At 64.1% G+C, this 15,157-nt stretch carries 11 protein-coding genes; 1 reads left to right on the top strand and 10 read right to left on the bottom strand.

Features of this window, described 5'->3' with window-relative positions; genetic code table 11:
- Positions 1 to 10: 10 nt before the first annotated feature.
- The 10 genes from CK220_RS12185 to CK220_RS12140 form a co-directional block, all read right to left on the bottom strand.
- Positions 11 to 2,572 carry an FAD-dependent oxidoreductase gene (locus CK220_RS12185; protein ID WP_095811770.1) on the bottom strand — a complete coding sequence of 854 codons (2,562 nt, stop codon included), beginning with the start codon at positions 2,570 to 2,572 and terminating at the stop codon, positions 11 to 13.
- 154 nt (positions 2,573 to 2,726) lie between these two features.
- On the bottom strand, positions 2,727 to 3,482 hold the full coding sequence (locus CK220_RS12180) for an FkbM family methyltransferase (protein ID WP_095811769.1): 756 nt from the start codon (positions 3,480 to 3,482) through the stop codon (positions 2,727 to 2,729).
- Positions 3,479 to 4,714: a hypothetical protein gene (locus CK220_RS12175; RefSeq protein WP_095811768.1), complete on the bottom strand. Its 1,236-nt coding sequence runs from the start codon at positions 4,712 to 4,714 to the stop codon at positions 3,479 to 3,481. The genes CK220_RS12180 and CK220_RS12175 overlap by 4 nt, the downstream gene beginning before the upstream one ends.
- An 8-nt stretch (positions 4,715 to 4,722) precedes the next feature.
- Entirely contained in the window at positions 4,723 to 6,195 is a 1,473-nt protein-coding gene (locus tag CK220_RS12170) for an aspartate aminotransferase family protein (RefSeq protein ID WP_095811767.1), read from the bottom strand.
- Between the two features lie 23 nt (positions 6,196 to 6,218).
- Positions 6,219 to 7,226, bottom strand: a complete 1,008-nt coding sequence (locus CK220_RS12165; RefSeq protein WP_095811766.1) for an NAD(P)-dependent oxidoreductase — start codon at positions 7,224 to 7,226, stop codon at positions 6,219 to 6,221.
- Complete coding sequence (locus tag CK220_RS12160) at positions 7,223 to 7,666, bottom strand: EamA family transporter (RefSeq protein WP_095811765.1); 444 nt, start codon at positions 7,664 to 7,666, stop codon at positions 7,223 to 7,225. The genes CK220_RS12165 and CK220_RS12160 overlap by 4 nt, the downstream gene beginning before the upstream one ends.
- Before the next feature lie 122 nt (positions 7,667 to 7,788).
- The gene (locus CK220_RS12155; RefSeq protein WP_245429146.1) at positions 7,789 to 9,150 is read right to left on the bottom strand and encodes an FAD-binding oxidoreductase; all 1,362 of its coding nucleotides are present in this window, start codon (positions 9,148 to 9,150) and stop codon (positions 7,789 to 7,791) included.
- On the bottom strand, positions 9,144 to 10,583 hold the full coding sequence (locus tag CK220_RS12150) for a UbiA family prenyltransferase (RefSeq protein ID WP_095811764.1): 1,440 nt from the start codon (positions 10,581 to 10,583) through the stop codon (positions 9,144 to 9,146). Before CK220_RS12150 ends, CK220_RS12155 begins: the two co-directional genes overlap by 7 nt.
- A 201-nt stretch (positions 10,584 to 10,784) precedes the next feature.
- On the bottom strand, positions 10,785 to 11,048 hold the full coding sequence (locus CK220_RS12145) for a hypothetical protein (RefSeq protein ID WP_059187066.1): 264 nt from the start codon (positions 11,046 to 11,048) through the stop codon (positions 10,785 to 10,787).
- Positions 11,049 to 11,189: 141 nt separating this feature from the next.
- On the bottom strand, positions 11,190 to 13,679 hold the full coding sequence (locus CK220_RS12140; RefSeq protein ID WP_095811763.1) for a mechanosensitive ion channel family protein: 2,490 nt from the start codon (positions 13,677 to 13,679) through the stop codon (positions 11,190 to 11,192).
- 205 nt (positions 13,680 to 13,884) lie between these two features.
- Here CK220_RS12140 and CK220_RS12135 point away from each other — a divergent pair, with 205 nt between their 5' ends.
- Entirely contained in the window at positions 13,885 to 15,144 is a 1,260-nt protein-coding gene (locus tag CK220_RS12135; protein ID WP_095811762.1) for a sarcosine oxidase subunit beta, read from the top strand.
- Positions 15,145 to 15,157: the final 13 nt, after the last annotated feature.

The following is a 15,157-nucleotide window of genomic DNA, read 5'->3' as shown; positions in this document are numbered from 1 at the left end:
GCGCGCTCGCTTAGCTGCGCGGCTTGAGATTCTCCGGGTCGTAGAGCGGCTTGTAACCGACGCCGGCCACCTCGACCGGATAGGTCTCGCCGAAATACTCCACCTGCAGCTTGCGACCTTCCTGGCAGTAGGCCCAGGGCAGGTAGGCAAGCGCGATGTTTTTGCCGATCGTCGGGCCGTAGGCGACCGACGTGGTGAAGGAGCGGCGGCCGAGCTCGTCGACCAGCGTCTCGCCGGTCGCGGGATCCTGTACCGGCATTGTGCCGACCGGATAGCGCGCGACGCCCTTGGAATCTGTGTTCTCGGTCATCACCAGCGTGCAGAGCATCGCCGGCTGATGCTCGCGAGCGCGATATTCCAGGTGCTTGGTCTTGCCGCAGAAGTCGTTCTCCTTGACCTTGGGGCGGGCAAGATCTGCCTCGAGCAGATTGTATTCGGTCAAGAGGTCGGCGTTCTGCAGCCGTAGGCTCTTCTCCATGCGGCGCGTGTTGGCGTAGGTCTCGACGCCGAACGGCATAACACCGGTCGAGCGCAGCGCGTCCCAGACGGCGAGCCCGTCCTCGTAGCGCATATGCAGCTCCCAGCCCTGCTCGCCGACATAGGAAATGCGGAAAGCCGTCACGTCCTTGCCGCCGATCCGGATCGGCTTGATTGCGGCGAAGGGGAAATTCTCCGGCGTCAGCCCGTTCGGGTCCTCGACCACCTTCTGCAGGGTCGTGCGCGCGTTCGGCCCCCAGATGCCGATGGTGACGTACTTCTCGGTCACGTCGGTGACGGTGACGTCGAAGCCCTTGTCCTGCGCGGTGCGCTGCATGTAGCGGAAGTCGCGTGGGCCGGCGTCGGCGCCGTCGATCACACGGCAGCGATCGGCCATGCGGATTACCGTGAAGTCGGCGCGCACCATGCCTTCCTCGTCGAGGAAGTGGGTGTAGATGCCCTTGCCGATATTGTTGTCGCCGCCGATCTTGGCAGCGCACAGCCATTCCAGCAGCGCCACATGGTCGGGGCCCTCGACGTCATACATCGAGAAATGCGACAGGTTGACGATGCCGCAGTCCTCGCTCATCGCCAGGTGCTCGGCATTGGAGACGCGCCAGAAATGGCGGTTATCCCATTCGTTCTCGCGCACCGGCACGCGGTTGCCGTACTTCTCCAGCAGGTGCTCGTTGGCGGCATAGCCGTGGGCGCGCTCCCAGCCGCCCAGCTCCATGAAATAGCCGCCGAGTTCCTTCTCGCGCTCCCAGAACGGCGAGCGCCGAATGTTGCGGCCCTTCGAGAACGGCTCCCGCGGATGGACGGCCGGATTGTAGACCTTCATCGCCGTCTCGGTGCAGCGATCCCAGATGAACTCCTCCTTCGTCTGGTGCGGATAGAAACGCGCATAGTCGATGGCATGGTGGTCGATCGACGTGCGGCCGTCGGTCATCCAGTCAGCGATGAGCTTGCCCATACCCGGACCGTCCTTGACCCAGATGGCGACGGCGTACCACAGCCCCCTCACCTTCTGGCTTTCGCCCATCGACGGGCCGCCGTCGGTCGTCACCTGCAGCAGGCCGTTGAAGGAATGGCCTTCATTGTAACCGAGCTCGCCCAGAATCGGAGTCAGCTCCATGGCGCGCTCAAGCGGCGCCATGATCTGCTCCATGTCGAGGTCGCGCTGCGAGGGCGAGAGCCGCGCCTGGTCTTTTTCGAGCAGGTCGCGCGGATGGCAAAGGCGCGGATTGGTCTCTTCGTAATAGCCCCATTCGATCTGTCCGCCCTCGGCGGTCTTGGGATCGCCGGTGTCGCGCATATAGGCCGAGTTCCCCTGGTCGCGCAGCAGCGGCCAGCCGATCTCCTTGCCGGTGCCGGCGAACTCGTTATACGGGCCGAAGAAGGTAAGCGGGTGATCGATCGGCATGACCGGCAGGTCTTCGCCGACCAGTGCCGCGGTGAGCCGGCCCCAGATGCCGGTGCAGACGACCACATAATCGGCTTCGATCGTGCCGCGCTCGGTCACCACGCCCTTGATGCGGCCGTTCTCGACGATCAGGTCCTTGGCCGAGGTATTGGCGAAAGCGTGAAGCTTGCCGGAAGCGACACCCTGGTCGACCAGCTTGCCGGCGACCGTCTGGGAGCGCGGGATGACGAGGCCGGCGTCGGGGTCCCACAGGCCGCCCTGCACCAGATGCTCCTCGATCAGCGGAAACTTCTGTTTGATCTCTGCCGGCTCTATCAGGCGCGCGCGGGTACCGAACGCCTTGGCGGAAGCAATCTTGCGCTTGATCTCGTCCATACGGCCGTCGTCGCCGACGCGCGCGACTTCGAGGCCGCCGATGCGCGCGTAATGCCCCATCTTCTCGTAGAAATCGATGGAATAGAGTGTCGTCCAGCAGGAGAGAAAATCGTGGCTGGTCGTGTAGCAGAAGTCCGAGGCGTGCGCCGTCGAGCCGATATCGGTCGGAATGCCCGACCTGTCGATGCCGACGATGTCGTCCCAACCGCGTTCGATCAGGTGATGGGCGACCGACGCGCCGACGATACCGCCAAGACCGACGATGACGACCTTCGCCTTATTCGGAAACTCTGCCATGCCCGCGACTCCAAAGTGGTAAAGCGGGCGCGCTGGCGCCCGTTCGAATTGCGCACAATATGCAGAGGAGGCGGTTTGAGCTACCGCCTGTTTGCGACACGCTGCAGGTGCGGCGCGACCCGGCGCGCCGGCTCGGCTCGGGATGCGATTTCGCTCAGCCGAAAGCCCAGATGTCCTCGGCCTGGAAGCCGACCTGGTAGCCGGCGGTCTTGAGCTTGACCACGACCTCACCGATCTGGGCCGCGGGCAGTGCGCCGATCTCGATCTTGATCAGGCCGGGACGGTAGCGCTGGAGATCAAGCTGCTCGAACACCATCCAGTCGGCGCCCTCGCAGTCGACCAAGAAGGCGTCGATATGGCCGATGCCGTTGCGGTCGAGCAGCGTCTGCAAGGTCTCCGACGGCACCTCGATGTCCTTCAGATGCGGCGCGAACCTGTTGAAGTTGGCGTCGGCCTCGCCCCAGGCGTTCTTGCCCGACATCAGATTGGTGTCGGTGACCGACGAGCAGCCGATGAACTCGATCGGCAGCGTGCCAGCCTCCAGTGCCGCGGCATCGAAAGTGCGGACGGTGATCGTACCCTTTGTCCTGGTCACCGCCACCGGCTCGATGACGAAGCGGCTGGTATCGGGATAGTTGGCGCGCAGCCGCATCTGGTTATAGGGGATCGGCTCCACCAGCATGGCACGCGACCGCGGAATGCGATGCAGCCAAGGCGTCACATCGTCGAACAGCGCGCCGTCGCAGGCGCCGACGTTGACCATCTGGAATGGCCGTCCACCGCTGACTCGCGCCTTGAGCGCGGCCTTGGCCAGGAACTTCGTGCCGCGCAGCGCGGGCCCGCGATCGAGCAGACTGGCCGGCAGGCCAAGCGACAACAGAACGCGCGCGAGGCTGGAAACCGAGCTCATGACGTGTCTCCAGGAATGGCGTGTAGCGCACCGCGCTGCCCACCCTGCGTTGCCGATGCCCACAGCGCCATCAGCGGGGCGGCCAGCAGCAGGACGGGCGGCAGGAGATTTGGGAAATAGATGCGCGTATCGTGGATCGGAAATACGGTAAACTTGGCGAGCACGCCGAGCACGAGCGCCGCAAGCAGGATGCCGGCACGGCGGTCGAGCCGGAAGCCCGCACGGTCGAGCCCGTACCAGCCGGCTAAAGCCAGCACCGAGACGCCGATCCAGCTGTTGACGTCGATGGCGCGCACGACCGAGGCGGCGAAGGCCTTGAGATAGGCCGCCACCGAGAATGGCGGCTCGAACCCGTCCATGTTGTAATGCTGCTCGATGCTGGCGAACCACAGATGCGGCCACCAGCCGGGGTGCTGCGCCCAATGCGAGATGGCGAAATAGGCGACGAATGAGGCGGCAAAGCCGGCCAGCGCGCCCCACGCCTTCTGCCGGAACGCGACAAGCAGGATAGCGAAAATGGCGAGGAAGACGATGTTGTCCGGCCGCGACATGAAGGCGAGGCAAAGAAGGAGCGCGGTCGCAACCTCGCGTTTGCGGACATAGGCAAACAGCCCGCCGAGAAACAGCGCCGAGCATAGGAGGTCGGGGGTCGAGGCCCGTGCGACATCGCCGAAATCGGCCATGATCAGGATGGCCCCGACGACCGGCGCCAACGCCAGCGCGCCTTCCGCGCGCAGCCAGGCGAGCGTGATGGCGCCGAACAACAGCACCGAGAACACCTGCACCAGCCGCATCGCCTCGACCGGCGAGACGACATGGCTGAGGCTGGACAGGATCTCGGCATAGAGGAATTTGATACGGTACATGCCGAGCAGCGAGTGGAAGTCGGCGGCATTTTCCGCCATGTGGGTGCGGAAGCCATCGCCATCGTCGGTCAGCGTCTTGTAGTCGCCGGCCGGCACGCCGGCCTTGACGGTGCTGTAGGCATAGTCATGCAGCGCCTGCGGATCGGGATAGGTGCCCTCTTCGGCGATCGCCAGGTATGCCAGCATGTCCCAGTTGGTGTCGGGCATGAACCAGGCGGTCACGGCGGTGAGCAGGATGTAGAGCGAGAACGCGATAGCCCCGATCGGCACGGCCCAACGCGCGTATAGCCCCTCGCCCCAGGCAAGACCGGCGCCGACCAGCCGGTCGAGCGGATTAGCGGGAGCGACGGGCGGCTTGGTCAGCATCGTCTGTCTCAGCGGACCTGGCTTTTCACGAAATCCTTCACGATCGCCACGATGCCGCGCGACAAAAGGCTGTCGAAGGCATCGACGAAGCGATCGACATGCTCGCGCTGGCAGATCAGCGGCGGCTCGAGCCGAATAACGTTGCGGTTGTATTCGGTGAACGCGACGAGCACGTCGTAATCGCGCAGCAGAAGCGAACCGACGAAGCCCGAGAGCGAGCCCTTCAGCTTGTCGTCGAGCACGCTCACCACCGGGCGCAGCACCATCGGCAGGGTCTGCGAGAAATCGTGGAACTCGAGCCCGATCATAAAGCCCTTGCCGCGGACGTCCTTGATGATCTTCGGGTACTTCTCCTTCAGAGCCTGCAGCCGCTGCAGAAGGTAATCGCCCGTCGAAGCGGCATTGTCGATCAGGCCCTCGTCATAAAGCACGTTCAGCGCTTCGATCGCGGTGACGCAGGCCTCGCCCATGCCGCCGAAGGTCGCCATGGCATGGATCATCGCCGTCTTCGGCGTGCCATAGGCCTTCATATAGACGTCGCGCTTGGCGATCATCGCGCCGACCGCAGCCTTGCCGCCGCCGAGCGATTTCGCCAGCGCCGTCACGTCCGGCACGACGCCGTAGTGCTCGAAGGCATAGAAGCGGCCGCTGCGGCCATAGCCGCACTGCACCTCGTCGGCGACCCACAGCACGCCATACCGGTCGCAGAGCGCGCGCAGCTTCTGCCAATATTGCGGCTCTGCCTGGATGATGCCGCCGCCGCCTTGGATGGTTTCGAGCACGATGACGCCGATCTCGGGATCGTTGCGGAAGGCGCGCTCGACCGCGTCGATGTCGGCGAAGGGAACGCGCACGGCATTGTCGGCCATCTTGAACTCGGCGCGGTAGAGCCGTCCGTCGGTGATCGCCAGCACGCCCTTGGTTTTGCCGTGGAAGGAATTCTCGGCATAGACGACCTTCGGCCGCTTCGGACCCGCGGCGCGTTCGGCGAGCTTCACCGCCGCTTCCATGGCTTCCGAGCCGGAGGAGCCGAGGAACACCATGTCGAGGTCACCGGGCGAGCACTTGGCGATGTTGTGCGCAAGAGCCGCCGCATATTGCGACATGAAGGCGATGGCGATCTCCGGGCGCTTCTCCTCCTGGAATTTCTTGCGCGCCTCCAGGATGCGCGGGTGGTTGTGGCCGAAGGCCAGCGAGCCGAATCCGCCGAAGAAGTCGAGGATTCTGCGGCCGTTCTGGTCGATGTAGAACATCCCCTCGGCGCGCTCGATCTTGACCTTGTGGAAGCCGAGCAGCTTCATGAAGTGCAATTGGCCTGGGTTGAGATGCGCCTTGAACAGGTCGGTGATCCGGGCGACGTCCAGCGTCTTGGCCTGCTCGACGCTGATCAATTCGGGTTTGGCGATGGTGGCAGGCGACAGCGCCGGCGCCTCGACCAGCGCGCGCGCGTCCGCTTGTTCCGGCTTGGCCATGACGGTCATCTCGAAATCTCCGTTCGTCGCCTTTACTCGGCTGGCACGTGTTTGGTGGCGACGGCATGGCCGTCCTTCTTGGCCCGGTATTCGCGGTAGGCGGCGATCAGCATGTCCTCGTCGCGATGTTGCGGCACCCAGCCGAGCTGGCGCTCGGCCTTGGACACGTCGAGCACGCATTCCTCGTCGGCGATGAGATACTGCTCCGGGTCCATGATCGGCATGTTGAGGAGATCGAGCAGGTCGAGCGTGCGCTTGACGGCCCAGCCCGGCGTCGGCAGCAGGATCGACTTGGAGCCGGCATGCCTGATCAGGTCACCGAGCAGTCTTTTCACCGGCGGCGGATTGAGCGAGCCCAGATTATAGGCCTCGTTCGGCACGCCGGCTTTCCAGGCCGCGCGGGCGGCTTCCGCGCAGTCGAACACCGAGATGAACTGGTAGGGATTCCTGCCCGAGCCGATCATCGGCACCGGCAGGTTCCAATCGATCAGCTTGAACAGCTTTTCCAGGATGCCGAGACGGCCGGGGCCGATGATCAGCCGCGGCCGGAACAGCGAGATCGACATGCCTCGCTTGCGCCATTCGGCGGCGAGCTCCTCGGTCTTGAGCTTCGACAGGCCATATTCGCCAAGCGGCGCCACCGGATGATCCTCGGTCATCGGCAGCACCACCGTGTGGCCGTAGATCATGTCGGTCGTGTAATGGACCAGCTTCGAGGCGCCGGCCTTGTCCATGGCCTGGACGATGTGCTCGGTGCCGTGGAAATTCACCGGGAAGAAGAAGTCGTGCCGCTTGGCGCGCACCTGGATCGGCGACAGCATCTTGGCCGACAGGTTGTAGACCATGTCGTCGGCCCTGAGGCCGACGGCCGCGACCGAGGCTGGATCCGTCACGTCGCAAGTGACGAAACGCACCGTCCGGTAGTGGGGCAGGTCGCTCTTGACGATGTCGGCGACGACGACGTCCTGGGCATCGGCCGCGAGCTTGGGCGCAAGATGGCGCCCGACGAAGCCGTCGCCGCCGAAAATCACGTGTCTCATCGAACGATCTCGTTTGTGCCGATCTTGTCGGAGGTGATGGAAGCGGTTCGGTCTTCGTGCGCAGCCAAATCGCGACCACTCTGTGCGATCAGCACGGTGCCGACGCAGATGCAGGCGATGCCGGCGATGCGCCAGCCATTGAGGTCCTCGCGGAATACGAAATAGGCAAACACGGCGACCGCGACATAGGCGAGGCTGAGGAATGGATAGGCGAAGCTGAGCTCGACCTTCGACAAAACGTAGAGATGCGACGCCATCGAGATGACGAAGGTACAGAGGCCGAGGAAAACCCACGGGCTGAACACGACCTGCAGCAGCTTTACGAGCGGATTGACGCCTTCGAACGAGATCGGCCCCATCGACATCATGCCCTGCTTCAGCATCAGCTGCGCGGCGGCATTGGTCATGACCGTGAAGAGAATGAAGACGATGTATTTCATTGTTGCCACCCCGCCCTTGCGCGGTCCTACTGTAAACCTGGAAATATTTCGTGAAATCGGAGGTCTATTTTGGGCACCTTGGAGTTCAACGTTCCATTTACCACGATTTACTCAAATTCGATCTATTCCGCCGCTGCGGGGGCGTTGCACTCCACATCCAGTTTTTTCGCTGTCCGCGCCCAGAAACTCGACAGGAAGGCCGGGTCGCGAAGCGCCTCCAGCCGCCGCCATTGCGGGAAGGACGCGGCGAAGATTTCGGACCGCATGCGCGCATCCTTGTAAGGGTTGACAGCCCCGCCCGCTTCGATCGTGATGCGGTCGAGCTCGGCGAGAAGCCTCAGCGTGCTTTCGCCCCTGTTAGGAAAATCGAGCGTCAGCGTGTAGCCGGGCCGCGGGAACGAGAGCAGCGCCGGCGAAGGGACGTCACCAAACCGCTTCAGCACCGTCAGGAACGAGCCCTGCCCGGCTCGCCGCGCCGCTTCGAGCAACGCGGGCACGGCGCGCCGCGCGGCGGCTTCAGGCACAACGCTCTGGTGCTGGAAAAGCCCGCGCGGGCCGTAGAGCCGATTCCAGTCGCGAATGCCGTCGAGCGGAAAGAAGAAGCCCTGATAGCCCGCCCGGCGCGGGTCCGGAGAGCGGCCTTTCTTCCACCGATAGGCAGCGTTGAAGACGGTCAGGAAGCGGCGGTTGAGCATGTTGAAGGGCGGCCGCACGGGCACCGAGAGCCGGCTGCCCGCCCGCGAGGCGGCATGCGAGCCGTGCTCGGCGTGGTTGCCGGTGAACAGCAGGCCGCGCCCTCGCCCGTGGCCGCCGGCGAGCTGATCGACCCAGGCGACGGCATATTCATTGGCCTGGTCGGCGGCGTCAGCAAGGTCGAAGAATTCGCCGAGATCGCGGAACCGTGTCGCTTTCTCGACGACGTCGAGCGAGGGCACTCGCATCAGCCGGATCGACGCCGACAGGATCAGACCGGTGAGCCCCATGCCGCCGATCGTGGCTCGGAACAGATGAGCGTTGCTTGTCTCGGAGCAGCGACAGGTCCGGCCGTCGGACCGCAGCAGCGTCAAGGATTCGACATGGCAGCCGAATGTGCCGCGCCGGTGGTGATTCTTGCCGTGGACATCGTTGGCGATAGCGCCGCCAAGCGTGACGAACTGCGTGCCTGGAACCACGGCCGGAAAGAAGCCGTAAGGCGCGGCATGGGCGATGATGTCGCACAGCAGCGCCCCGGCATCGGCCTCGATCACGCCTGTCTCGGCGTCGAACGAACGGATGCGATTGAGCGGCCGCATGTCGACGACCATGCCGGCGTGGTTCTGGCAGCTGTCGCCATAGGAGCGGCCATTGCCGTAGCCGATGAGCGAGCCCGGCCTGGCCGCGCCGCTCTGCAACAGCGCGATGGCTTTGTCAGCCGGGATCGCTCGGCGCGCCGGCGGCGTCGCCAGCCCGAAGCTGCCGAAGCGTTCGGCGCCCGCCCTCACCACCCCCAGCCTCCGGCGACCAGAAGCGCCGCGCCGATGGCCACCACGATCTGGCTGCGCCAGTCGCGGATAATGAAGACAACCGGGTCGTCATGCATCTCGTCGCGGCGCGCGAGGATCCAGACACGCATGGTGAGATAGAGCACGATCGGCGCCAGAGGCCACATCACCCATGGATGCGGATAGAGCTCGCGCACCGCGACGCTGTCCATGTAGAGCGCCAGCACGAGCGCTGAGGAGAAGGCCGAGGCCATGCCCGCCTGGGCGACGATCTCCTGGTCCTCGGTGCGATAGCCGCGGCCGGCGATGCGCTCGCCGACGGGGATGGCGGTGGCGCGCAATTCGACGAAACGCTTCACCAGCGCCAGCGACAGGAAGAAGAAGATCGAGAAGGCGAGCAGCCAGAAGGAGACGTCGACACCGGTGGCCGCCGCGCCCGCCAGCACGCGGATGGTGTAGAGCCCGGCGAGCGTCAGCACGTCGATCAGCAGCATGCGCTTGAAAGACAGCGAATAGGCGGTGGTCACGAGGATGTAGCCGCCGAGCACGCCGAGGAACTCGATCGGCAGCAGGCAGCCGAGGGCGACACCGATCGCGAGCAGCACGACGATGGCGCCAAGGCCGAACGGAATCGACAGCACGCCGCTGGCGAAAGGCCGGTTGCGCTTGGTTGGATGCTTGCGGTCGAGCGCGAGGTCGAAGAAATCATTGACAATGTAGATGGCGGAGGCCACGGCGCTGAACGACGTGAACGCAAGAATGCACTGCCAGATCATGCCGACGTTGAAATACTCGTGCGACAGCACCATCGGCACCGCGAGCAGCGAATTCTTCAGCCACTGATGCACTCTCAGCATCTTGACGTAGGTCTTCAGCGTCCGCCTCGGCGCCGGCATGGTCTCGGCGCCATGCGCCGCCTGCCAGCGCTGGGCGCTGCGGTCCGGCGCCACGACGATGGCGTGGCGCGCGGCATCGAACACCCTGAGATCATGGCGGCTGTTGCCGGCATAGTCGAAGCCGGCATCGCCATAGGCGGCGACCAGCGAGGCGCGCTTCCTGCCCGAGGTCAGATTGTGCGGTCCGTCCGTCGCCAGCACTCGGTCGAAGAGGCCGAGATGAGCGGCGATCGCCTCGGCGAATTTACGCGGCGTGCCCGTCGCCAGCACGATGCCGCGGCCTTCCTCGTGTTCAGCGCGCAGCCGCTCCAGCAGGTCAACCCGGTAGGGCAGTGAGGCCGGATCAATCTCGATGCGCGTGGCGATTTCCTGCTTGAGCCGCGCCGGACCACCTGTCAGCCAAAGCGGCAACAGGAGGAGATAGAGGGGATTCTTCTTGAGCAGGATGAACAGGCTTTCCCATAGAAGGTCCGTTGCAATCAGCGTGCCATCGAGATCGACTGCAAGCGGAATTGCGTTCCTGTCCGACCGCGCGTCCATCGCCCTGCCCTGCTCACCCCACGCCGTGTTGCGGCGTCTTTGCAACGGATATAACCGGGGATGGCGGAGCGAATGTTAAAACGTCCGGTTGCAGCACGCTGTGCAGGGGACATTTCCGGTGTCATCGTTAAGCACCGGCTACCGGAAAAGATAAAAGGCCGGACGTCCGCCCGGCCTTTGCCGATCTATTCAAGGGAGTTCTTACTTGATCCGCGCGACGCCGCCGGAGATCTCGACCGTTTCCGAACCGGTCAGCGCTTCGAGGTCACCATTGGGCAGGGTGACGAAGCAGCCATTCGGGCAGAACTCCACCGTCTCGCCGGCGGCCAGCGCCAGCTCGGTCTTGCCGCCGCCTTCGGTCACGATCAATGTCCGCGTCTGGGCGTCCTTGTTGACCGCGCTGGCGGCAAAAGCCGAACCGCCCAGGGCCAGGAAAGCGATGGCGGCAACGACAGACTTCCACATTGCAATTCCGGTGTTTCCACACCGCCTCTGTTCAATTTCGCAAGGCATTCTCGCCTTTGCGTGAGAGCTTATATGAGATGTAACGTGAACCGCAACTGAATGCCGCATTCATGCCACAATCGGCTTCGGCGGCCGCCAAACCTAGTCGGGGTCGGGCTTGCGGCCTCTTCTCTTGGTTTTAGCCAGACGCGCCTGCTCGGCCGCGGCCTCCGCTTCCAGCCGCTCGCGTTCGGCGAATTCGGCCTCGATCTTGTCGTCGTCGATCGGCCAGGGCTCGTGCTTCTTGGTCTCGACCACGGCGCGGGGCGCCGACGGGATCTCGATATGCTCGTCTTCGAAGATATCGAAGATCGCGAAACGGATGTCGTTCTGGACGATGCTGCCGTTCAACACGTCGGCCACGAACACGCGGATCTCGAATTCCAGTGCAGCCGGGCCGAAATTGGCAAAGAGCACGAAGGGCTCGGGGTTCTTGAGCACCATAGGATGGGCGCGGGCAATGCCGAGCAGGACGGCGTGGACACGCTTGACGTCGCTGCCATAGGCAACGCCCACCTTGATGTCGACGCGGCCGAGCTTGTTGCGGTGCGTCCAGTTGCCGACCGCATTGTTGATGAGGTTCGAGTTCGGCAGGATCACCGACTGGCGCTGGAACGTCTCGATCTCGGTGGCGCGCACGCTGATTTTTCTGACCGTGCCGCTGATGTCGCCGGCGACGATCCAGTCGCCGACCTTGAATGGTCGCTCGGCAAGCAGGATCAATCCGGAGACGAAGTTCGAGACGACGTTCTGCAAACCGAAGCCGATACCCAGCGAAAGCGCGCCGGCGACCAGGGCCAGATTGGAAAGATCGATGCCCGCCGCCGATATGCCGACGAGCGCTGCAAGCGCGACGCCGGCATAGCCAACCGCCAGCCGGATCGAGTTGCGCACGCCGGTGTCGACCTTGCCGCGCGCCATGACCGAGCCGTCGAGCCAGCCCTGGAACCAGCGCGTGAGAAAATAGCCAATGGCGAACACAACGATGCCGGTGAGGATGCCGAGCACCGAGATGGTGACGGACCCGATGGTCACGCCCGTTGCGAGCTTAAAGGCCCAGGTTTCGATATCGCCGGGCTGGAAGCCCCACATCAAGAGGATCATCGGCAGGAACACCAGCACGATCATCAGGTTGATGGCGATGCTGACCACCAGGCCTAGCTGGTCGAGCGCGGTGTCCTCATAGCTGGAATTGGCCGACAGCCAGCGGCCGACCGAAGTGTCGGCGAAGCCGCCCTCCTCGCCGATCGCTCGCGCCGACAGGAAGCCGATATAGGCGGTGACCAGCGTGGTGCCGGTGACGACGACCTGAATAGAGACGAAAAGCGCAAGACCGATATAGCCGAGCAGTGCCGCGGCGATTGTGGAGAGGCCGAGCCCGATGGCGATGAAGCGAAGCCAGGCCGGCCACGGGCGCCACGAGCCGTCCTTCGCTCTGAAAGGCTTCAGCACGCCCATCAGGATCAGGATGACGCCCACAATGACGGTGGCAACGAAGCTTCTGGCGATCGTCAGCGACAGCGGCGAGCCCATCTTCTCGTTGACGACGGACAGGAAGTAGTTGAAGCCGAGGACCACGGCCATGGCGGTGGCCAGCCGCACCAGCCAACGCGCCGGTCCGGTTGCCACTGGAATAAGCCGCCAGTTCGGCAGCCGCGGCTCGAGGGCCGCATTGGTCAGCCGGTTGACGCAGAACGCCATCGCAACGACCGAGAGCAGCGCGTTGAGGAATTCGCCGATGTCGCCGCGCAGGACGTTGTAATAGTTGAAGAAGAACACGGTCGAGGCGAGGAACGCGCCGAGCGCCACGGTCGGCAGCAGCGTCGACCAGAACGCCACCGAAAGCCGGCTCAGGTACGACGGCTCTTCGACCGAAGGGTCGGCCTCGAAGATGCGGCCGAACAGGCGCCTGCCGCCGATAAGCAGCACGGCCGCCAGCGCCAGCGCCATCAGCGTCGCCGCAAGCATGGCCTGGAACTTGAACTTCAATGCGAAGGTGAGCCAGGACGCCACCGCCTTATAGAGGCCGGTGAACTGCTCGTGCGCGTCGGAAAAGGCCTGCGGACTCAGCGCATCGGTCAATTCGTAGCGTTTCGTCAGAACGCTGCGGAAAAGTCCGCTGCGTAGGGTGGCGATCCTGTCGACCAGCCCGCTGATGCGAATGGACAGGTTCTGCGCGCTGGCGACCACGGCATTGATCTCGGCCTTCTCGGCCGTAAGCGCCGCGCGCTCGTTGGCGACGATCGCAGGCTCCGGCGGCTGCCCCTGCGCCGGCGGCGGCCCCAATACGTTGATGCGAGCGTTGATGTCGTTGAGCCGTGAACGGAACGCGAGCGCGCTGTTCAGCGCCGCCCGTGAAATATCCTCGAGCTGCAAGCGGATATCGACAAGGCCGGCGTCGTCCTGGTCTGGGGCGCTTAACTTCTTCTCCAGGCCGTCGGTCTTGGCCGTCAGATCCTGGATGGCCTTGGTCTGGTCGGCAATGAGCTGCGTGGAGCCCTGACCGATCGCCTGCGCCATCGCGCCGGGCGAGGGCTGCGCCGCGACGGCGACAATGGCGATCAGGACCAGGCGTAGCAGTCGGAAAATCATGACGTGAGGGGCGACTCGCGGCGAAAAATCTTCGAAAATCCCGCCCTTGATAAAGACCGGCCTATCAGGCGGCAAGCCGTCTCCATCCGCGGGCGGGCGGCGTGGATCGAAGTCGGCCTGTCGAAAAGCGATGGCGCAATCTTGGCTTTGCGCTTCTCGCCTGCTCTATAGTCTGCCGCCTCGCACCAAAAGGACGACAGGAAGAATGGCGGAATACTCAGCCTTTTCGCTGCTCAAGAACGCGCTCAACGGCAACCAGGACTGGAAACCGGCCTGGCGCAAGCCGGACCCCAAGGCGTCCTATGATGTGATCGTCATCGGCGGCGGCGGTCATGGGCTCTCGACCGCCTATTACCTCGCCAAGGACCACGGCATCACCAATGTCGCGGTGCTGGAAAAAGGCTGGCTGGGCTCGGGCAATGTCGGCCGCAACACCACGGCGGTGCGCTCCAACTATCTTTTGCCGCAGAACACCCGCTTCTACGAGCATTCGATGAAGCTGTGGGAGAACCTGTCGCACGACCTCAACTATAACGTCATGTTCTCGCAGCGGGGTTGCCTGAACCTCGCGCACACACCGGCTCAGCTCGACGACTATGCAAGGCGCGGCAATGCCATGCGCCATCTCGGTGTCGACGCCGAGCTGATGAGCGTCAATGAGATCAAGCGGCTTGTTCCGGCCCTGGACGTCTCGGGCTCGGCGCGTTTTCCGGTCCTTGGCGGGCTGATGCAGCCGCGTGCCGGAACCGCGCGCCACGACGCCGTCGCCTGGGGCTACGCGCGCGGCGCCGACCGGCGCGGGGTCGACATTATCGAGAATTGCGAGGTCACGGGCTTCCTGCGCGACGGCGACCGCATCACCGGCGTGACGACCACGCGCGGCGATATCCGCGCCAAGAAAGTGGCGCTTGCGGTTGCCGGCAACACCGGCCATGTCATGCAGCTTGCCGGCATCTCACATATGCCGATCGAAAGCCACGTTCTGCAGGCCTTCGTCTCGGAATCGCTGAAGCCGATCATCGGCACCGTTCTCACTTTCGGCATGGGTCATTTCTACATCTCGCAATCCGACAAGGGCGGCCTCGTCTATGGCGGTGACCTCGACGGCTACAACAGCTATGCCCAGCGCGGTAGCCTTCCGGTCGTCGACGAGGTGATGAGCGAGATGCTGGCACTGTTCCCGGGCCTCGCGCGGGTGCGCATGCTGCGCTCCTGGGGCGGGCTTTGCGACATGACGATGGACGGCTCGCCGATCATCACCACCGGCCCGCTGCCCGGCCTGTATCTCAATTGCGGCTGGTGTTATGGCGGCTTCAAGGCGACACCTGCCTCCGGCTGGTGCTTTGCCTGGACCATCGCCAAGGACGAGCCGCACGAGTTCAACGCGCCCTTCACGCTCGACCGTTTCTATCGCGGCCTCATCATCGACGACAAAGGCCAGGGCGCGACGCCGCGGCTGCATTAGGGTTTCAAATCGT

The sequence above is a fragment of the Mesorhizobium sp. WSM3860 genome (assembly GCF_002294995.1).
In the GTDB taxonomy this organism is placed as follows: Bacteria; Pseudomonadota; Alphaproteobacteria; order Rhizobiales; family Rhizobiaceae; genus Mesorhizobium.
This window is presented reverse-complemented; position numbering and strand designations above follow the sequence as displayed.